This window comes from Methylobacterium sp. 1A (assembly GCF_058072805.1).
On the sequence record NZ_JBYQVE010000001.1, the window covers coordinates 2822396 to 2839917 of the forward strand.

At 70.7% G+C, this 17522-nt stretch carries 19 protein-coding genes and 1 pseudogene; 8 read left to right on the plus strand and 12 right to left on the minus strand.

What is annotated here, in order from left to right; translation table 11 throughout:
- Nucleotides 1-191: 191 nt before the first annotated feature.
- Nucleotides 192-1067 (minus strand): ATP-binding protein, encoded by an 876-nt coding sequence (locus ACX9MN_RS13765; protein ID WP_020094198.1) that lies wholly within the window; start codon nt 1065-1067, stop codon nt 192-194.
- A gap of 167 nt (nt 1068-1234) precedes the next feature.
- Between ACX9MN_RS13765 and ACX9MN_RS13770 the strand changes: the two genes are divergently transcribed.
- The 5 genes from ACX9MN_RS13770 to ACX9MN_RS13790 all read left to right on the plus strand — a co-directional run bounded on the left by ACX9MN_RS13770 (nt 1235) and on the right by ACX9MN_RS13790 (nt 5174).
- Complete coding sequence (locus ACX9MN_RS13770; RefSeq protein WP_427509923.1) at nt 1235-1678, plus strand: OsmC family protein; 444 nt, start codon at nt 1235-1237, stop codon at nt 1676-1678.
- Nucleotides 1679-1767: 89 nt separating this feature from the next.
- Complete coding sequence (locus tag ACX9MN_RS13775) at nt 1768-2133, plus strand: YybH family protein (protein ID WP_489724717.1); 366 nt, start codon at nt 1768-1770, stop codon at nt 2131-2133.
- A 100-nt stretch (nt 2134-2233) separates the two neighbouring features.
- Nucleotides 2234-3751: a serine--tRNA ligase gene (gene serS / locus ACX9MN_RS13780; protein ID WP_489724718.1), complete on the plus strand. Its 1518-nt coding sequence runs from the start codon at nt 2234-2236 to the stop codon at nt 3749-3751.
- Entirely contained in the window at nt 3751-4515 is a 765-nt protein-coding gene (gene surE / locus ACX9MN_RS13785; protein WP_103985596.1) for a 5'/3'-nucleotidase SurE, read from the plus strand. Before serS ends, surE begins: the two co-directional genes overlap by 1 nt.
- A gap of 62 nt (nt 4516-4577) precedes the next feature.
- Nucleotides 4578-5174, plus strand: coding sequence for a protein-L-isoaspartate O-methyltransferase family protein (locus ACX9MN_RS13790; protein WP_447699700.1), 597 nt, complete (start codon nt 4578-4580; stop codon nt 5172-5174).
- A gap of 108 nt (nt 5175-5282) precedes the next feature.
- Here the strand turns inward: ACX9MN_RS13790 and ACX9MN_RS13795 are convergent, their stop codons facing one another.
- The 6 genes from ACX9MN_RS13795 to ACX9MN_RS13820 all read right to left on the minus strand — a co-directional run bounded on the left by ACX9MN_RS13795 (nt 5283) and on the right by ACX9MN_RS13820 (nt 10641).
- Nucleotides 5283-6161: a phytoene/squalene synthase family protein gene (locus ACX9MN_RS13795; protein ID WP_331298895.1), complete on the minus strand. Its 879-nt coding sequence runs from the start codon at nt 6159-6161 to the stop codon at nt 5283-5285.
- Nucleotides 6161-6559 (minus strand): Mth938-like domain-containing protein, encoded by a 399-nt coding sequence (locus ACX9MN_RS13800; protein WP_056533929.1) that lies wholly within the window; start codon nt 6557-6559, stop codon nt 6161-6163. Before ACX9MN_RS13800 ends, ACX9MN_RS13795 begins: the two co-directional genes overlap by 1 nt.
- A 13-nt stretch (nt 6560-6572) precedes the next feature.
- Complete coding sequence (secF, locus tag ACX9MN_RS13805; RefSeq protein WP_012319245.1) at nt 6573-7514, minus strand: protein translocase subunit SecF; 942 nt, start codon at nt 7512-7514, stop codon at nt 6573-6575.
- A gap of 122 nt (nt 7515-7636) precedes the next feature.
- The gene (gene secD / locus ACX9MN_RS13810; protein ID WP_091927054.1) at nt 7637-9241 is read right to left on the minus strand and encodes a protein translocase subunit SecD; all 1605 of its coding nucleotides are present in this window, start codon (nt 9239-9241) and stop codon (nt 7637-7639) included.
- Between the two features lie 54 nt (nt 9242-9295).
- Nucleotides 9296-9628 carry a preprotein translocase subunit YajC gene (gene yajC, locus ACX9MN_RS13815; RefSeq protein ID WP_020094208.1) on the minus strand — a complete coding sequence of 111 codons (333 nt, stop codon included), beginning with the start codon at nt 9626-9628 and terminating at the stop codon, nt 9296-9298.
- 131 nt (nt 9629-9759) lie between these two features.
- On the minus strand, nt 9760-10641 hold the full coding sequence (locus tag ACX9MN_RS13820) for an alpha/beta fold hydrolase (protein WP_489724719.1): 882 nt from the start codon (nt 10639-10641) through the stop codon (nt 9760-9762).
- 126 nt (nt 10642-10767) lie between these two features.
- Here ACX9MN_RS13820 and ACX9MN_RS13825 point away from each other — a divergent pair, with 126 nt between their 5' ends.
- Nucleotides 10768-11160 (plus strand): YidB family protein, encoded by a 393-nt coding sequence (locus ACX9MN_RS13825; RefSeq protein WP_489724720.1) that lies wholly within the window; start codon nt 10768-10770, stop codon nt 11158-11160.
- 9 nt (nt 11161-11169) lie between these two features.
- Here the strand turns inward: ACX9MN_RS13825 and ACX9MN_RS13830 are convergent, their stop codons facing one another.
- Complete coding sequence (locus tag ACX9MN_RS13830) at nt 11170-11442, minus strand: hypothetical protein (protein ID WP_132367476.1); 273 nt, start codon at nt 11440-11442, stop codon at nt 11170-11172.
- A 157-nt stretch (nt 11443-11599) separates the two neighbouring features.
- Between ACX9MN_RS13830 and ACX9MN_RS13835 the strand changes: the two are divergent.
- Nucleotides 11600-11947: pseudogene (locus ACX9MN_RS13835) on the plus strand (YidB family protein); the annotation flags it as partial.
- A gap of 140 nt (nt 11948-12087) precedes the next feature.
- Here ACX9MN_RS13835 and ACX9MN_RS13840 read toward each other — a convergent pair.
- Nucleotides 12088-13593: a peptidoglycan DD-metalloendopeptidase family protein gene (locus ACX9MN_RS13840; RefSeq protein WP_489724721.1), complete on the minus strand. Its 1506-nt coding sequence runs from the start codon at nt 13591-13593 to the stop codon at nt 12088-12090.
- Nucleotides 13594-13784: 191 nt separating this feature from the next.
- On the opposite strand from ACX9MN_RS13840, the gene ACX9MN_RS13845 reads away from it, so the two are divergent.
- A complete protein-coding gene (locus tag ACX9MN_RS13845) occupies nt 13785-14324 on the plus strand; it encodes a GNAT family N-acetyltransferase (RefSeq protein WP_489724722.1) in 540 nt (179 codons plus the stop codon).
- A 111-nt stretch (nt 14325-14435) separates the two neighbouring features.
- Here ACX9MN_RS13845 and ACX9MN_RS13850 read toward each other — a convergent pair whose 3' ends face one another.
- From ACX9MN_RS13850 to ACX9MN_RS13860, 3 genes are all read right to left on the minus strand, one after another.
- Entirely contained in the window at nt 14436-15707 is a 1272-nt protein-coding gene (locus ACX9MN_RS13850) for a porin (RefSeq protein ID WP_489724723.1), read from the minus strand.
- A gap of 223 nt (nt 15708-15930) precedes the next feature.
- Complete coding sequence (locus tag ACX9MN_RS13855) at nt 15931-16779, minus strand: 23S rRNA (adenine(2030)-N(6))-methyltransferase RlmJ (RefSeq protein WP_427509933.1); 849 nt, start codon at nt 16777-16779, stop codon at nt 15931-15933.
- 66 nt (nt 16780-16845) lie between these two features.
- Nucleotides 16846-17520: a ribonuclease T2 family protein gene (locus tag ACX9MN_RS13860; RefSeq protein WP_489724724.1), complete on the minus strand. Its 675-nt coding sequence runs from the start codon at nt 17518-17520 to the stop codon at nt 16846-16848.
- Nucleotides 17521-17522 lie beyond the last annotated feature (2 nt).

Sequence of the window (17522 nt, forward strand, 5' to 3'; positions counted from 1 at the left end):
CGTCAGACCCGTTCCGATCGAGGCCTCGGTGGGTGTCCCAATCCGTCATCACGAGCGGAGCGAAGTGACCCAGGGCAGCGCGACATTGCCAAGCGTGGCGCTGCCTGGATTGCTTCGCTCCGCTCGCAAAGACGGCGGGGCCGACGCCATCAGCCAGGGCGCGGATGACGACGAGAGCTCGGCGCCGCCCCTCAGTCCAGCGTCTTGCCGAGCCGCCCGGCCAGGTCCTGGATGAACTGGAACGCGGTCCGGCCCGAGCGCGAGCCGCGGGTGGTGGCCCATTCCAGGGATTCGGCGCGCAGCTGGTCCGGCGCCACGGCGAGGCCGTAGCGGTCGGCGTAGGCGCGGATCATCGCCAAGTACTCGTCCTGGCTGCACTTGTGGAAACCGAGCCAGAGGCCGAACCGGTCCGAGAGCGAGACCTTCTCCTCCACCGCCTCGCCGGGGTTGATGGCGGTCGAGCGCTCGTTCTCCACCATGTCGCGGGCGAGCAGGTGGCGGCGGTTCGATGTGGCGTAGAACAGCACGTTCCCCGGCCGTCCCTCGATGCCGCCGTCGAGCGCCGTCTTGAGCGACTTGTACGAGGTGTCGTCGGCGTCGAAGGAGAGGTCGTCGCAGTAGACGAGCCAGCGGTGCGGGTCCGGCCGCAGCAGGGCCATCAGGTCGGGCAGCGCCTCGATGTCCTCGCGGTGGATCTCGACGAGCTTCATCGGCAGGCTGCCGGCGGGCCGGCGGGCGTTGATCTCGGCGTGGGCCGCCTTGACCAGCGAGGACTTGCCCATGCCGCGGGCGCCCCACAGCAGGGCGTTGTTGGCCGGCAGGCCGCGGGCGAAGCGCTCGGTGTTCTCCACCAGGGTGTCGCGCGCCCGGTCGATGCCGGTGAGCAGCCCCATCTCCACCCGGGCCACCTGCGGCACCGGGGTCAGCCGGCGCTCGGGCCCCCACAGGAACGCGTCGGCAGCGCTCGGGTCGAACGCTGGCGGGACGGCGGGCGCGGTCCGCTCCAGCGCGGTGGCGATGCGCTCCAGGAGCGGCATCAGGGTGTCGAGGGTGGCGGGGCTCGTCATCGGATCGGGGGGTTCGCGTGCGGGTCGGTCAGGCGGCCGCTTCTACGGGGAAGAACCGGGGAAATCATCCGTGTCCGGACGCATGGCGCGGTCCTCCCGAACGCGAACCGGGATCGAGCGTTGGTATACCCGGCCGGTCGCGCCGAAACGTCCTCCGGGGAGTATCGATGGAAGCGGAACCGACGATCCGGATCACCCAGGTCGCGGATTACGTCTTCACGGTCGATTTCAGCGCGGCCCTGCCGGCGCTCCGCACCGACGAGGCGCCCCCGATCGGCGGCGGGACCGGGCCGTTCCCCGAGCAGCTACTGATCTCCGGAGTGGCGAACTGCCTCTGCGCCAGCCTCGTCTTCGCCCTGGGCAAGTTCCGCCAGGACGCGCACGGCGTCGCGGCCGAGGCGTCCTGCCGGGTGGAGCGCAACGCCGAAGGGCGGCTGCGCGTCACCGGGATCGGCGTCCACATCCAGCTCGGCGCCGCCGCCGCCGACATGCCGCGGATCGACCGAGTGCTGGAGCAGTTCGAGCGGTTCTGCACCGTCTCGGAGAGCGTGAAGGCCGGGATTCCGGTCGCCGTGTCGGTGGCCGACCGCCACGGCACGCGCCTGAAATGACGCGTGTCGGGGAAAGATCGGCCGGCCCGGCGCATTGCCGCAGCACTGAACGGCCGCGATGGCCGCGATGGCCGGAGTGAGGAGACGCCATGACGGACCAGACGCGAGAGCCCGCCCGCGCCCCCGAGGCGCTCGCCGCCCTGTTCAATCAGCGCGCCAATGCCGGCGACGTCGAGGGCCTCGTCGCCCTCTACGAGCCCGACGCGGTGCTGGCGGCGGGTCGCGTCGTCGCCACGGGCCACGCCGAGATCCGGACCTTCTACGCCGACCTGCTGGTGCGCAAATCCGACTTCCCGGCGCCGGAAACGCCGCCGCCGCTGCGCAACGGCGGGCTCGCCATGACCTTCGCGCGGCTGCCGAACGGCGCGTTCTCGGTGGAGGTCGCCCGCGAGCAGCCGGACGGGACGTGGCTCTGGGCGATCGACCAGCTCAAGCTCGCGCCGCCAAAGGGCTGACGGCCGGCTCGGGCGCTCCCGCGCGCTTGTCCCACTGGACGCGATGCGGCAAAGCGGGGCCCGCGCGCTCGACGCCGCGCAGAAGACCCGAGCCGACTCGATGCACGACATCCGCGCCATCCGGGAGAACCCGGACGCCTTCGACCGCGACCTCCAGCGACGGGGCCTCGCGCCGCTCTCGGCCGAGCTGATCGCCCTCGACGAGGCGCGGAAATCGTCGGTCTCGGCCGCGCAGGCCAACCAAGAGCGGCGCAACGCGCTGGCCAAGGAGATCGGCGGCGCCAAGAAGGCGAAGGACGAGGCGCGCGCCGCCGCCCTGATGGCGGAGGTCGCAGAACTGAAGGCGGCCGAGCCGGAGCTGAAGGCCGCGCAGGACGCCGCCGACAAGGCTCTGTTCGACCGGCTCGCGGCGATCCCGAACCGGCCGAAGGCCGACGTGCCGGAGGGCGCCGACGAGCACGGCAACGTAGTCTATCGCAGCCATGCCTCCACCCGCGAGCGGCTGACCGAGGGCAAGGAGCATTTCGAGCTCGGCGAGGCCGCTGGCCTGATGGATTTCGAGGCGGCGGCTAAGCTGTCGGGCTCGCGCTTCGTGGTGCTGAAGGGCCAGCTCGCCCGGCTGGAACGGGCGCTCGGCCAGTTCATGCTCGACCTGCATACGCAGGAACATGGTTATTTGGAGGTGGCGCCGCCGATACTTGTTCGAGATGAAGCCATGTTTGGCACAGCACAATTGCCGAAGTTTGCTGACGATCAGTTCAAAACCGAAGTTTATACCCCTACCGCTATCAAGAATGCGGCCGAAAATTACGTCAATTCATTCATTAAAAACCGAGTAGAGCTTTTTTTCGGAGGAAATCGAGAAAAAATCATCGAACTTGTACTCGATTACGGGCGAAAATTCTGGCACGATCATTTTGAAGATAAATTTGCGAATGAGCTGGGGGAAATCCAAGAGGTCGGCCTCGAACGCGTTAAGAGACTCATTGCCGAACTTCAGGGTGATAATACGCGCTGGCTGATCCCCACCGCCGAAGTCCCGCTCACAAACCTCGTCCGTGAATCAATCCTCCGCGAGGAAGAACTCCCCCTGCGCTTCACTGCGCTCACCCCCTGCTTTCGGGCCGAAGCCGGGGCGGCGGGGCGGGACACCCGCGGCATGCTGCGCCAGCACCAGTTCAGCAAGGTCGAGCTGGTCTCGATCACGACGCCGGAGGAATCCGCGAACGAGCACGAGCGGATGCTGACCAGCGCCGAGGCGGTCCTGAAGAAGCTGGATCTGCCCTACCGGGTGATGACGCTCTGCACCGGCGACATGGGCTTCGCCAGCCAGAAGACCTACGACATCGAGGTCTGGGTGCCGGGCCAGCGCACCCACCGCGAGATCTCGTCCTGCTCGGTCTGCGGCGACTTCCAGGCCCGGCGGATGAACGCCCGCTACCGGGGTAAGGACGGCAAGCCGGCCTATGTCCACACGCTCAACGGCTCGGGCGTCGCGGTCGGCCGCGCGCTCATCGCCGTGATGGAGAACTACCAGAACCCGGACGGGAGCATCACCATCCCGTCGGTGCTCCACCCCTACATGGGCGGGCTCAACCGGATCGAGGGCACCCGCTGATGCGCATCCTGGTCACCAACGACGACGGCATCCACGCGCCGGGGCTCAGTACCCTGGAGGAGATCGCCCGGGAGCTCTCGGACGACGTCTGGGTCGTGGCACCGGAGAGCGACCAGTCCGGCGTGTCGCACTCGCTCTCGCTCAACGATCCGCTGCGGCTGCGGCAGGTCTCGGAGCAGCGCTTCGCCGTGAAGGGCACGCCGTCGGACTGCGTGATCCTGGGCGTGCGCCATATCCTGGGCGATCACGGGCCGGACCTCGTCCTGTCGGGAGTCAATCGCGGCCAGAACGTCGCCGAGGACGTGACCTATTCGGGCACGATCGCGGCCGCCATGGAGGGGACGATCCTCGGCATCCGCTCCATCGCCATGAGCCAGGCCTACGGCGCCGGCGGGCGCGGCGCGCTCAAGTGGGACTGCGCCCGGACGCACGGCGCGAAGGTCGTCCGCAAGATCCTGGAGACCGGGATCGAGCCCGGCATCCTGATCAATGTGAACTTCCCGGACTGCGAACCGGCCGACGTGCAGGGCGTCGCGGTGGCGGCGCAGGGCTTCCGCAATCAGGCGCTGCTGTCGATCGATGCGCGTGTCGACGGGCGCGGCAACCCGTATTTCTGGCTGGCCTTCGCCAAGGCCCGGTTCGAGCCGGGCCACGGCTCGGATCTCAAGGCCATCGCCGAGAAGCGGATCTCGGTGACGCCCCTGCGCCTCGACCTCACCGACGAGCCGACGCTGACGCGCTTCGCGCAGGCCTTCGCCGAGTGATCGAAAGGACGTCGATCGATCTGGGAAGCCTGGAGGAGGCTGCCGGCAACGCGGCCTTCGTGATGGCGCTCCGGGGTCGCGGCCTGCGGGACACCGCGGTGCTGCGGGCCATGGAGCAGGTCCCGCGGGACACCTTCGCGCCGCCGCCGCATCGGGAGCACGCGCGGCGCGACATCGCGCTGCCGCTGTCGTGCGGCGCCTCGATGACGGCGCCGTCTACGGTGGCGCTGATGCTGGCGCAGCTGCGGCTCGAGCCCGGCCAGCGCGTCCTGGAGATCGGCACCGGCTCGGGCTACGTGACCGCGCTGCTCGCCCAGCTGGGCGCCGGGGCGGTGCTCAGCCTGGAGCGCTACACATCGCTGGCCGGGGCGGCGACGCGGCGGCTCGCGGCCCTGTCCGAGGTGCATGTCGTCCGGGCGGACGGGCTGGCCCCGGACCTGCCGGACGGCGGCTTCGACCGGATCCTCGTCCACGGAAGCGTTCCCGCGATCCCATCGCACTGGCGCGCGGCCCTGGAACCGGGCGGACGGCTGGTGACGGGCCTGCGCGGCGACGGCGGCTGCCGGGTGGCGGTGCTGGCGACGCCGGAGGCCGTGCCGGAACTCGGCGCGCCGGTGCGCCTGGCAGCCCTGGTGCCGGGACTGGCGCAGGTGCTCTGACAGCCCTCCGTTATCGCGCGCGGCGACGCGACCCGGGGCCGCGCGCCCTCCGCAGGCGTGGCGCCGCTGGATCGCCTCGCGCCGCTGACGCAGGCACCGGAGTAGCGGCTAGCCCACCCGCCGCGCCGCCCACCACAGCCGCCACAGCCGGCGCCAGCGCGGCAGCTCGACGGGCGTGTTGAGCGGGTCGTAGGAGGCCCGCTCCATGGCGGCGAGGTAGGGCTCCACCAGGGCCGTGGGCAGGAAGGCGGCGCCCGCCGAGGGCGCGATGGTCGGGCGGGCCGCCTCGAAGGCCTTCAGGTGCTGCCGGGCGAGGGCGCGCAGGTCGGCGCAGGCCCGGCGCAGGCCCGGACCGCCGCGGCCCGTGACGATGTCCTCGCGGGTGACGCCGTAGCGGCCGAGGATGTCGGCCGGCAGGTAGACTTGCCCCGCGCGGGCGTGCCAGGGCAGGGCGCGCAGGAGCCCGGTGATGCCGTACGCCACGCCGGCATGGCCGGCCGCGCCCGCGCCGCCCGGTTCGGTGCCGTTGCCGATCACGAGGCTCGCCAGCCGGAACAGCGCCGAGGCGGTCTCGCCGCAATAGCCCTCGAGGTCGTTCACCCGGGGCATCGGATCCTCGTAGAGGTCGAAGACGCGGGCGTCGATCAGGTCGACGAAGGGCTGGCGGCCGAGGCGGTTCACCCGGATCGCCTCCTCCAGGGCCGCCGCCACCGGGTTGGCGCGCACGTCGCCGCGCGCCTCGCCCTGCAGGGCGTCGCGCCACCATTGCAGGCGGATCTCGCCGGCCATCGGGTTCGAGACGGCCTCGCGCACCCGCGCGATGGTCAACGAGAAGGCGTAGAGGGCGAAGAGGTGCGGGCGGGCGGCGGCCGGGGCGAACAGGGTCGCGTAGTAGCGGTCCGGGTCGCCGGCCCGCACGAGGCCCTCGCAGTGGGACTGCGCGAAGGCGAGCCCGGTCTCGGCGGTCTGGCCGTCGACCTCCGGCATCAGGCCACCGCGATCAGCGCGGCGGCGACCTTGCGGTTCTCGGCCACCAGGATGTTGTAGGTCCGGGCGGCGGCGCCGGTCTGCATCACGTCGAGGCCGACGCCGAGATCCTTCAGCCAGCCCCGGAGCGCGGGATCGATCGCCGCGATGTCGAGGCCGGTCCCGACGAGCAGCAGCTCGATGCCGCCGGCCTCGGCCTGAACCGGGCGCAGGGCCGTGCGGTCGATGGCCCGCGGCTCCGTCACGTCCCAGGCGCGGACCCCGGAGGGCAGCAGCAGGATCGAGCCGCGATGCGACATCCCGGCGAAGCGGAAGCCGCCGTTGCCGTAGGTGTCGATGATGTGCCGCCCCGGCACGAAGCCGGAGTCGAAGTTCTTCGGACTTGGCTGATCGGCCATCTGGGAAAAGGGATTACTCCGCCGGTTGCGGGACGCCGGACCGCTCCGAGGCCGCGCGGGCGCCCGAGAGCATCAGGCCCAGATAGATCAACACCGGCGTCGAGACGAAGATCGCCGAGTAGGTGCAGATCAGGACGCCGCAGAGCATCACGACGGCGAAGCCCTTGATCGCCTCGCCGCCGAACAGCACCAGCGCCAGCAGCGACAGCGCCGACGAGATCGACGTCATCACCGTGCGCGACATGGTCGAGTTGATCGACAGGTTGAGCAGGTCGACGGTCGGAATGGTCTTGTAGCGGCGCATGAGCTCGCGGGTCCGGTCGAACACCACCACGGTCTCGTTCAGCGAGTAACCGACGATCGTCAGGATCGCGGCGATCGAGGTCATGTTGAACTCGATGCGGCTGATGATGAACACGCCGACGGTCAGAACGATGTCGTGGAGGGTGCCCACGATGGCGCCGAGCGCCAGCTCCCGCTCGAACCGGAACCAGAGGTAGAGCAGCACCGCCACGACGGAGAGCACGACGCCGAGCGTGCCGGACTGGACGAGCTCGCCGGAGACGCGCGGACCGACGGTCTCGGTGCGACGGAAATCGTAATCCTTGTCGAAGGCGGCGTGCGCCTTGTTCATCACCGCGGTCTGGCCCTGCTCGCCGGGCTGGAGCGGCAGGCGGACCAGCACGGTGCCCTGGTTGCCGAGTTCCTGCACCTCCGGCTCGCCGAAGCCGAAGCCCGCGGCCGTGTGCCGGATCGACGCCACGTCCGCGGTGCCGGACTTCGCCTGCAGCTCCACCAGGGTGCCGCCCTTGAAATCGATGCCGAAATTCAGCCCGATCGTCAGGAACAGCGCCACGGTCGCGAGCGACAGCACCGCCGAGAGCGGGAAGGTGAAGCGCCGGAATCGCATGAAGTCGAAATGCGATTCATCGGGCCAGAGGCGGAGCAGGCGCATGGTCGGTACTCTATTCGCGGACATCGCGATGGAGGACGGTCGAGGCGCGGGTCCCCTCTCCCGTGCGGGACAGGGGGGTCACGTCGCGCCGCCCGCGCTCCTTCGATGGCCTCCCAGACTAATCAGAACGGCAGGGTCTTCGGCCGGAACGTGTTGTACCACACCGCGATCATCATCCGGGTCAGCGTCACCGCGGTGATGACCGTGGTGAGGATGCCGAGGATGAAGACCACGGCGAAGCCCTTCACCGGGCCCGAGCCGAGGAAGAACAGGATCAGGGCGGCGATCGCCATGGTCGAGTTCGAGTCGATGATGGTGGCGAAGGCCCGGTCGAAGCCCGCCTGCAGCGCCGAGATCAGCGAGCGGCCGGCTCGCTGCTCCTCGCGCATGCGCTCGTAGATCAGCACGTTCGAATCCACCGCGGTGCCGATGGTGAGCACGATGCCGGCGATGCCCGGGAGCGTCATGGTTGCCTCCAGCACCGACATCAGGCCGAGGATCAGCCCGACGTGGACGATGAGGGCGATGTTGGCGATGAAGCCGAAGGTCCCGTAGGTCGCGAACATGAAGGTCACGACGAGGGCCGCCGCCACCAGGGTCGCGAGCTTGCCGGCCTCGATGGAGTCGCGGCCGAGGCCCGGGCCGACGACGCGGCGCTCGACCACGGTGAACTTCGCGGGCAGCGCGCCGGCGCGCAGCAGGACCGCCAGATCGTTGGCCTGCTGCACGGTGAAGTTGCCGGTGATCTGACCCGAGCCGCCGGTGATCGCCGAGCGGATCACCGGGGCCGACACGACCTCGTTGTCGAGCACGATCGCCATGCGCCGGCCGATATTCTCCGAGGTCGCCTGTCCGAAGCGCTGCGCGCCGCGCAGGTTGAACTTGAAGCTCACCATCGGCTCGTGGGACTGCTGGTCGAAGGACGGCTGCGCGTCGGTCAGCTCGCCGCCGTCGGCCATGACCCGGCGCTCCACCGGAACCTTGGCGCCCTTCTCGTCCTTGGAGGGCAGCATGTCGACGTCGCCCGAGGGGCTGTCGGCGAGCATGCGGAACTCGAGCTTGGCGGTGGAGCCGAGCAGCTTCTCGAGCCGCTCCGGGTTCTGCTCGCCGGGCACCTGGATCAGGATCCGGTCCGCGCCCTGCTGCTGGATCGAAGGCTCGGTGGTTCCGGTCGAATCGAGGCGGCGCCGGATGACCTCGATGCCCTGGCTCACGGCCCGGCGGGTGCGGTCGGTGATGCCGGCATCGGTGAGGGTCAGGCGGATCACCCCGCCCGGCTGCTCGGCGATGTCGAGGGTGCGGGCCGCCGTCTGGCCGATCGAGGTGGTGATCGGCTGCGACAGCTCCTGGAGCTTCGGCAGGACCTTGGCCCGAGCGGCGGAGTCGTCGATCTTCACCTGCACGCCGCGCGGCAGCAGGCCGATGCCGCCGTCGGCGCGGACGTTCTCCTGCTGGAGCACGCGGCGCACGTCGTCGCGCAGGGCCTTCGCCTGCGAGGCGATCAGCTCGTTCTGGTCCACCTCGAGCAGCAGCTGCGAGCCGCCCTGCAGGTCGAGGCCGAGCACGATCGCGCGCGTCGGCACCACCCAGCTGGGGAACCAGGGGGGCAGGCTGGCGACGAAGCTCTTGCGCTGCTCGGGCGAGAAGAAGCTCGGCACGGCGAGCATCAGCCCCACCAGGATCAGGCCCAGTGTCGCGATGATCTTCGCACGGGAGAAGCGCAGCATCGGCCGTTTTTTCTCTTTGGGCCGGCGCGCGGCGCCGGCCGGTTCAACCGGGAATCAGGCGGCCTTCACCGTGCCCTTGGCGCGGACCTCGGAGATCATCGACCGGACCACCCGCACGCGCACGTTCGGGGCGATCTCGACCTCGATCTCGGCCTGGTCGTCCGAAGCCTTGGTCACGCGGCCGACGAGGCCGCCGTTGGTGACGACCGTGTCGTCCCGGCGCACGGACTTGAGCAGCGCTTGGTGGTCCTTGACCCGCTTCTGCTGCGGTCGCAGGATCAGGAAGTACATGATCACGAAGATCAGGACGAACGGGACCACCTGAAAGGCGATCTCCGCTCCGCCAGCGGCCGCACCGGCCCCTTGCGCGAAGGCGGGGGTGATCAACGAGCGTCTCCTGCGAATGGCGCGCAGGCCTGCCGCCGGATGTGGCGCCCGCAGACCTGTCGAAAAGCGCGCGGACTATAGCCAGGGGCTTCCCGAAAGCAACGCCGAACCGCCGGGCATCGGCGGCGCGCTCACAGCAGGGCGCGTATCGCCGCCGCGAAGGCTTCCGGCGCCTCCTGGGGAAAGTTGTGGCCGACCCCCGCGGCGATCTCACGCCGGTACGGGCCGGTGAAATGGCGGGCGTCGGTGTCTGAGGCGGGCGGCGGCCCGACGCCGTCATCGGCGCCGAGCAGCACGATCGACGGCACGGCGATCGCCGGCTGGGCCGCCAGCCGCGCCTCGATCGCCACCAGCGCCGGATCGCTCGGCACGAGGCCGAAGCGGTGGCGGTAGGAATGCACCACCACGTCGACGAAGTCGGGATTGTCGAAGGCGCGGGCGGTCCGCGCGAAAGTCTCCGCGTCGAAGGCCCAGGTCGGCGACCAGAGCTGCCAGAGCAGGCGGCAGAAGGCGTCCCGGTTCTCCGCGAGGCCGGCGCGGCCGCGCTCGCCGTGGAGATAGTACTGGTACCAGAGGCGGTGCTCGGTCTCCGGCGCGGCCGGCCGCCCGGCGGCCGGGATGTTCTGGATGTTGTAGCCGACGCCGCAGCTGACGAGGCCCCGGGCCCGGTCCGGCCAGAGCGCCGCCACCACGCAGGCGGCCCGGCCGCCCCAATCGTAGCCGGCGAGCACGGCGCTCCCGACGCCGAGGGCGTCGAGGAAGGCGAGCAGGTCGGCCCCGAGCGCCGCCTGCTCGCCGGAGCGCGGCATGGCGGCATCCAGGAAGCGCGTCGGCCCGTAGCCGCGCAGGTACGGCACGAGACAGCGCACGCCGTCGGCGGCGAGCTGCGCGGCCGCGGCCGCGCAGGCGTGGACGTCGTAGGGGAAGCCGTGGAGCAGCACCGCCGTCGGCCCGCCGGTCGGACCGGACTCGAGATAGGCGACCTCCAGGACGCCGGCCCGCACGCGCTTCATCGATGGCTCCCGGGTTCGCGATGCCGGGATCCTAGCCGGTTCGCCGCGCAATTGCCGCACGCGCTTGCCGTCGCCGGTTCGCGCCCGACTTCACCCTGCGACGAAGAAGCGCGACGGTGGAGAACCATGGGCCTGCTCGACGGTGCGAAGACCCTGATCGGCGATGTGGTTGCGGCGGCCGACCGGGCCCTCGAGGAGACCGGCAGCGGCAAGCTCGCCCTGTCGCTGGCGAAGTTCTATCCCGGCGGCCTCCCGGCCTTCCTCGACCGCCTGCGGGAGACCGGGCACGGGGAGGCGGTGGCATCCTGGCTCGGCTCGGGCGCGCGGCAGTCGGTGCCGGAGAGCGCCATCGCGGCCTGCCTGCCGCAGGGCGTGACCGAGCGCCTCGCGTACGATCTCGGCGTTCCGGAGGCGCGGGTCCCCACGGTGCTGGCGGAGTTCCTGCCCGCGGCGATCGCCGACCAGAGCGAGAACGGCACGCTGAAGCCGCAGCCGAATTTCAGCACCCAGGTCCGCTGACCGCCCACCTCACGGGGCGGCGCACTTCATCTGCGGCGGCGCGGTCGCGCAGCTCAAGTGGCAGCTCTGCCTGGCGAAGCAGAACCACGACAGTTCGCCGCTCTTCAGGCAGGAGCCGCCACAATGGCGGTACGTGCCATAGAGCGGCCGAACGAAGACGGCATCCGCCAGAGAGCGCTCCTGAGCAAAGCGCTCCTGCGCCGGACGCGTCGATTCCGCGTCCGGCAGGGCCGCGGAGACGGACGCGACCGCGAGCACGCATGACAGCGCCAGGGATCTCATGAGAGCCGACCGCGGACCGATGTCCCGGCCGGCATTCCGGACCAAAGGCCGATCGCTGTCGACTAAATTGCGGTTCACACCGGCGCGTCGCGGACCACCGGCCTCTCCCGCTTCGCGGAGATTGCTCTAGACTCCCGCCACTGACCATTCGACGGGGGTCCACATGAGTCTGCTCAACACTCTCGGCGGCTCGCTGGGGCAGATCGCGCTGAAGGCATTGCCGGGCGTGATCCAGCAGGTGCTGCCCGGCGGACTGAACGCGCTGCTCGATCAGCTCCGGCGCTCCGGCTACGAGAGCCAGGTCAATTCCTGGCTCGGCCGCGGCCCGAACGAGCCGATCACGGCCGAGGACCTGCGCAAGGTGCTCGACAACGAGCAGGTGCGCCAGATGGCGGAGAAGCTCGGCGTTCCGATGGACCAGCTGTTCCCGACCCTGGCGCAGGCTCTGCCCGAGACCGTCGACCGTCACAGCCCCGAGGGGACGCTGCAGGCGCCGAAGGCTTAGGACAGCCGGCGCGGGTCGCGAGCCGGGGCGGCCTGACGGCGGACGACGACGCGAAACGGCGGCCCCGTCCGGGACCGCCGCCGCGTCCTGCCGACTCGTTCGGTCCCGCGCGGGCCGGCCTCGGCCCCGCGCGGTCCGTCTCAGTTGCTGGCGAGCTGGGACATCGGATCCACGGGCGCGCCGCCCTTGCGGATCTCGAAGTGCAGCTGCGGCGAGGTCACGTTTCCGGAGGCGCCGGACTTCGCGATGGTCTGTCCGCGCTTGACCTTCTCGCCGGGCTTCACGTCGATCTCACCGTTATGGGCGTAGGCCGAGACGTAGCCGTTGGCGTGGCGCACGAGGACCAGCTTGCCGTAGCCCTTCACGTCGGAGCCGGCATAGGCGACCGTGCCCTCCTCGGCGGCCTTGACCGGAGTACCCTCCGGCACGGCGATGTTGATGCCCTCGTTGCCCGAGGTGCCGTAGCCGGAGATCACCCGGCCCTTGGCGGGCCAGCGGAAGTTCTCCGTCGCTTCGGCCACCGAGCCGGTGGCGGCGGGCTCGGGCTTGGCCGGCGCGGCAGCGACCGGGGCCGCCTTCGGCGCCTCCTTGGCGGCGACCTTCTCGACCTTCTCGGCGGCGGCGGCCTCCTTGGCGGCCTTCTGGGCAGCTTCCTTGGCGGCCTTCGCCTCGGCGAGCTTCTGGGCGGCCTCCGCCTTCGCGGCGGCCTTCGCCTCGGCCTTGGCCTCCTGAGCCTTCGCCTCGGCCTTCGCCTTGGCCTCGGCCTTCGGATCCGCCTTCTTCTCGTCGGCCTTCTTCTCGTCCGCCTTGGCGACCTGTCCCGGGCGCACGTGCTTCGGCTTCTCGCCCTCCTTCAGGGCGACGTCCTTGCGGGTCTTGGCGTCGGCGACCTTGCGGGCGGCGGCGTCGCGGGCGAGTGCCTCCTTGCGCTCCGCCTCCTTCTCGGCGGCGGCGGCCTTCTGCGCGGCCTCCTTGGCGGCCTTCGCCTCGGCCAGCTTCTGGGCGGCCTCCTTGGCGGCTTCCTTGGCGGCTTCCTTGGCCTCCTCGCGCTTGGTCGCGATCTTGTTCTCGACCTGCTTGGCGTCCTCGCGCTTCTCCTCGGCGGCCCGGGCCGGCCGGGCGGTCATCGGGGACGCGGCGGGGTTCAGCCCGGAGGCGTTGTAGACCGGGATCACGATCTGGCGGCCGGGCGTGATCTGGTTCGCGTTGCTCAGGCCGTTGGCGGCCAGGATCGCCGAAGCGGGCACGCCGAAGCGGGTCGACATCTGGTTCAGGCTGTCGTTGCGCGACACGGTGATCTGCGTGCCACCCTCGGCGCTCCAGCCGACCTTGCCGGTCGATGCGACGCGGGTCGCGGGGGCGGGGGCGTTGGTCTGGACCGGCGTCGCGGCGGCGGACGGACGCGCGGCGGCGGGGGCGCCGAGCGCCTCCGACTGGATGCGGCCGGTCCGGACCGGCGGGACGGACTTGAGGCTCCCGTCCGGCAGGCTGCCGGTCGCGGAGGGTTCCGAGTCGAACGGGTTCGAGAACGGGTTCGTCAGACGCGACGCGTCCGACGAACAGGCGGCAGCCGCACCGCCGATGATGCCGATGAGCGCGACGCGCGACAGCGTCCGCAACATCTGACCCGTACCGCGCACCCGCATCGACGCACCCGTTTGCCTGACGCAACCTGATGCGCCAATGAAGACGGATTCAGGTTAAGCAACCGTTCCCGTTCCGGCGGTCTGCGACCCTGGAGCGAAGGTAGGTGCAAGGTTTTCGCGCGGCCCCGAGGATGATTCCCGCTCGCGGGAGCGTCCCTTTTCGTAACCGGCCGGCACCCCACATCGCATCCATGTTTACCATCCGCGGCGCGCGCGACACCCTGGCCGACCTGCCGGCGCTCGAGACGGCGCGCCTCGCGATCGCCGCCCTCCGGCCTGCCGACGCGCCGGCCGTCCGCGCGCTCACCGACGATCCGGCCATCACCGCGGCGGTGGATTTCCTGCCGACGCCGTTCACGCTGCAGGACGCCGAGGACCTGATTCGCAGCGGCGCGCGGGGCCGGGACTGCTTCCTCGGCGCCTGGACGCGGGACGGCACGCCCGATCCGGCCGGGCGCGCGCTCGTCGGCGTCTTCGGCACGCACCTGCGCGGCGCCGGCACGATCGAGATCGGGTACTGGGTCGGCGGCGCCGCCCGCGGGCGCGGCTACGCCTACGAGGCCGTCTCGGCGATCCTCGGGCTCCTCGGCGGGCGCTTCCCGGCGCGCGTCGTCGTGGCGGAGTGCCGCCCCGCCAACGTCGCCTCCTGGGGCCTTCTGGAGAAGCTCGGCTTCCGCGACACCGGCGAGGAGGGCCATCGGCCGGGCCGGCGCCTGCTCAGGAGAGCCTAACTCCGGGAGGGCGTGCCGGGCCGGGACCGATGGCGCGCGGCCACGAAAAAGCCCCCGGCCTGAGGCCGGGGGCTCGCTGACAGGCGTCCTGAGCCGGACCGGGCGATCCGATCAGAAGGTGATGCCGGTCTCGACCATGTAGCGGTCCTGCGAGGTGCGGTTGCCGGTGCGGCCGAAGCCGGTGCCGAGCGTGCCTTCCGCGAGGTTGCCGCGGGTGATCCCGCCGAGCTCGACGTGGGCGTACTCCACCCGGAAGAAGTAGCGGTCGAAGGTGAAGGTCGGCGTGACCGTCACCGAGAAGGCGTTGCTGCCGGCGCCGAAGCCCAGCAGGTTGGTGCCGCCCGACCCGCGGACGCCGGTCTGCTCGGTGTACTCGACGCGGCCGGCCAGGGCGAAATTGTCGGTGAAGGAGTAGGCCGCCAGCAGCGCGCCGCCGTAGGTCGAGGCCGAGTTGGCGATGCCGACGCGCAGGTCACGCTCGACGTTGGTGAACTGGAAGTACGGCGAGATGATCCACGGACCGTTCGCGTAGGTGTAGTTGATGTTGAAGATGCCGCTGTTCTGCTGGAGGTTCGGCGTCGCGAACTGGTAGCGCGGGCTGCGGTCGAGGGCGTTGGTCCGGCCGAGGTTCAGACCGCCGTTGACGCCGATCGTGTTGTAGTCGTCGAGCTTGTAGGCGACGTTGCCGGTGAACCAAGAGATCTCGTTGGAGAAGAACCCGTCCGTGCCGGCGACCGACACCGAGAGCGGCCCGCTGCTGTAGTTGACCTGCACGCCCTGGTTGATGAAGTTCTCCTGCACGAACAGGAGGCCGCGGTTGATGTTCAGGTTCTGGTAGGTGAACAGCAGCTCGGTGCCGATCATGGTGAACATCCGGCCGCCCTGGACCGACCATTCATCGTTGATCTGGATCTTGCCGTAGGCGACCGGGACCGGGCCGAACAGGAGGTCGGTCTGGGTGAAGGTGCTGAGGGTGGGGAAGCCGAGCTGCGGGATCGAGTAGCCGCCGGCCTGGATGTAGAACTGGAACGCGCCCTCGGGCTTCTGGATGATGCCCTGCACGTTCGAGAAGTCGAACCGGGCCGCGCGGTCGCGGTCGTTGGGCGCCGCCGGGGTCGAGAACGACGCGAACGGGTTCGACTGAGTGTAGCCGTAGCCGGTGATGGCGCCGCCCACGTAGAGGTCGCCGAGCGGTCCGGCCGAGAAGCAGCTCGGATTCGGGTTGGCCTTGATCACGCCGCCGTAGGCCGGGCCGAGGAGCGTGGCCTTGCAGGGCTCGGCGGGGGGCGCGACCGGCGCCGGGGCCGACAGGTCGGCCGCGAGGATGCTGGTCGAGGACAGCAGCACGGTGGCCAAGCCGGCCAGGGTGGATCGCTTCAGCATGGTGTCGCAGCTCGTTTGGGTTCGTCTAAGGCCAAGCTGACATCGCGGGGCGATTGACACAAAATCAAACATAGAGCAGTTGCATATTTTTTGGGCAGTTCCGTATCGCTGATCACGTTCGATGCGGAAATGTGACTTTGCCGCCACAATTGTATCGGAACCCCGGCCTTTTCCTTCCGCGCAGGCCCGGAGGTCTTCCGCGCGGCGCCCCAATTCTACCGAGTCAGGCGGCCGGGCCGATCGGATCGCAGCGAAACCCTCCGAAGTCCTGCCGGGCCAGACGCTCTGCGAGCGCCGGCAGGAACAGCATCGCCTCATCGGCGAGGCGCCAGGGCGGGTTGACGACGATCAGGCCGCTGCCGGTCAGCCGCATCGGGTCGTCCGGCCGGTCGATCAGCAGGTCGAGGCGCAGGGCGGGGCGGGGCAGGGCGGCCCCGAGATCGCGGACCATCCGGTCGAGGGCCGCGACGTCCTTGATCGGGTACCAGGCCAGGAACAGGCCGGTCGGCCATTTCGCCACCGCGCGGGCGAGATGGGCGCCGAGGCGCTCGATCTCGCCGGGCACCTCGTAGGGCGGGTCGATCAGCACGAGGCCGCGCCGCTCCGGCGGCGGGATCTGCGCGTTGATCGCGGTCCAGCCGTCGAGGTTCATCACCTTAGTGCGGGGATCGCGGGCGTAGCGGTCCTGCAGGGTCGCGGCGTCCGCCGGGTGCAGCTCGACGAACACGCCCTTGTCGCCGGGGCGGAGCGCCTCGCGGATCACGGCCGGCGAGCCCGGATAGGCGGTGGTGCCGTGTCGAGCGCGCACCGCCGCCACCGCGGCCCGGTAGGGCTCCAGCAGCGCTTCCACCTCCGGCGCGAAGGGCGCCGCCATCCGGCCCCAGCCGTCCCGCCACTCTCCGGTCCGGGCCGCCTCGTCGGCCTCGAGATCGTAGACGCCGAGGCCCGCGAAGGCGTCCAGCGCCCGGAACGGCTTGTCCTTGAGGCGCAGGTGGTCGAGCACCCGCGCCAGGACGAGGTGCTTGAGGACGTCGGCGTGGTTGCCGGCGTGGAAGGCGTGCCGATAGTTCATGGCAGCGCGCTGAAGCCGATCCCGGGCGCCGGGTCCAGGGGCCGGCGCGCGAAAGGCGGAAAAAACTCAGCGCGCGGCGTCGAGGCTCACCTCGGGCGCCCGGCAATTGCCGCGGGCGACCTCGGGACAGGGGGTGAAGCCGCGCAGGTCCTTGCCGAAGCAGATCCGGACCTCCTGCAGCTGCCCGCGGATGCAGGTGACCGCCATCATGTCGGGGCGCAGGCCGCGATTGGCCGCCACGAACTGCCGCGCGATCTCGATCGGCGCGAGGGTCTGCGGCGGGGCGCCGCCCTTGAGCCCGTCGGGGATCGTCACCGCGAGCCGCGCCGCGCGGGCGGCCGCGAAATAGGCGGCGGGATCGAGACCCGAGCAGGTGCCGTGCTTGCGCCACTCGTACCGCGCGAGGCCCTCGCTCGGGTAGACCTGCCCGGCGACCTCCATGGCCTGCCGGGTCGGGGCGCGGTTCACCGCCGAGCAGTTCTGCGGGTACCCGCTCGCGTATTGCGGCCACAGGCCGTGGACGACGAAGCCCAGGCCGCGTCCGGGGGCGCACTGGACGTCGTCCCGGCGGGCGCCCGGCCCCGCGCAGTAGGTCGGCGACCACGACAGGGCGAGGACGTAGAAGTCGAAGTCGCCGGGCGCGCCGCGCCGGGCGAAGCCGCCGTAATCCTGGGCGGCGGCCGGGGCGGCGGCCGACCCGGCGAGGAGCAGGCCCGCGAGGCCGGCGGCGCGCCCGCGCATGG

Coding starts and splice junctions, on each gene's coding strand:
- ACX9MN_RS13765 (WP_020094198.1), bottom strand. CDS start 1,067: ATGACGAGCCCCGCCACCCTCGACACCCTGATGCCGCTCCTGGAGCGC.
- ACX9MN_RS13770 (WP_427509923.1), top strand. CDS start 1,235: ATGGAAGCGGAACCGACGATCCGGATCACCCAGGTCGCGGATTACGTC.
- ACX9MN_RS13775 (WP_489724717.1), top strand. CDS start 1,768: ATGACGGACCAGACGCGAGAGCCCGCCCGCGCCCCCGAGGCGCTCGCC.
- serS (WP_489724718.1), top strand. CDS start 2,234: ATGCACGACATCCGCGCCATCCGGGAGAACCCGGACGCCTTCGACCGC.
- surE (WP_103985596.1), top strand. CDS start 3,751: ATGCGCATCCTGGTCACCAACGACGACGGCATCCACGCGCCGGGGCTC.
- ACX9MN_RS13790 (WP_447699700.1), top strand. CDS start 4,578: ATGGCGCTCCGGGGTCGCGGCCTGCGGGACACCGCGGTGCTGCGGGCC.
- ACX9MN_RS13795 (WP_331298895.1), bottom strand. CDS start 6,161: ATGCCGGAGGTCGACGGCCAGACCGCCGAGACCGGGCTCGCCTTCGCG.
- ACX9MN_RS13800 (WP_056533929.1), bottom strand. CDS start 6,559: ATGGCCGATCAGCCAAGTCCGAAGAACTTCGACTCCGGCTTCGTGCCG.
- secF (WP_012319245.1), bottom strand. CDS start 7,514: ATGCGCCTGCTCCGCCTCTGGCCCGATGAATCGCATTTCGACTTCATG.
- secD (WP_091927054.1), bottom strand. CDS start 9,241: ATGCTGCGCTTCTCCCGTGCGAAGATCATCGCGACACTGGGCCTGATC.
- ACX9MN_RS13820 (WP_489724719.1), bottom strand. CDS start 10,641: ATGAAGCGCGTGCGGGCCGGCGTCCTGGAGGTCGCCTATCTCGAGTCC.
- ACX9MN_RS13825 (WP_489724720.1), top strand. CDS start 10,768: ATGGGCCTGCTCGACGGTGCGAAGACCCTGATCGGCGATGTGGTTGCG.
- ACX9MN_RS13830 (WP_132367476.1), bottom strand. CDS start 11,442: ATGAGATCCCTGGCGCTGTCATGCGTGCTCGCGGTCGCGTCCGTCTCC.
- ACX9MN_RS13840 (WP_489724721.1), bottom strand. CDS start 13,593: ATGCGGGTGCGCGGTACGGGTCAGATGTTGCGGACGCTGTCGCGCGTC.
- ACX9MN_RS13845 (WP_489724722.1), top strand. CDS start 13,785: ATGTTTACCATCCGCGGCGCGCGCGACACCCTGGCCGACCTGCCGGCG.
- ACX9MN_RS13850 (WP_489724723.1), bottom strand. CDS start 15,707: ATGCTGAAGCGATCCACCCTGGCCGGCTTGGCCACCGTGCTGCTGTCC.
- ACX9MN_RS13855 (WP_427509933.1), bottom strand. CDS start 16,779: ATGAACTATCGGCACGCCTTCCACGCCGGCAACCACGCCGACGTCCTC.
- ACX9MN_RS13860 (WP_489724724.1), bottom strand. CDS start 17,520: ATGCGCGGGCGCGCCGCCGGCCTCGCGGGCCTGCTCCTCGCCGGGTCG.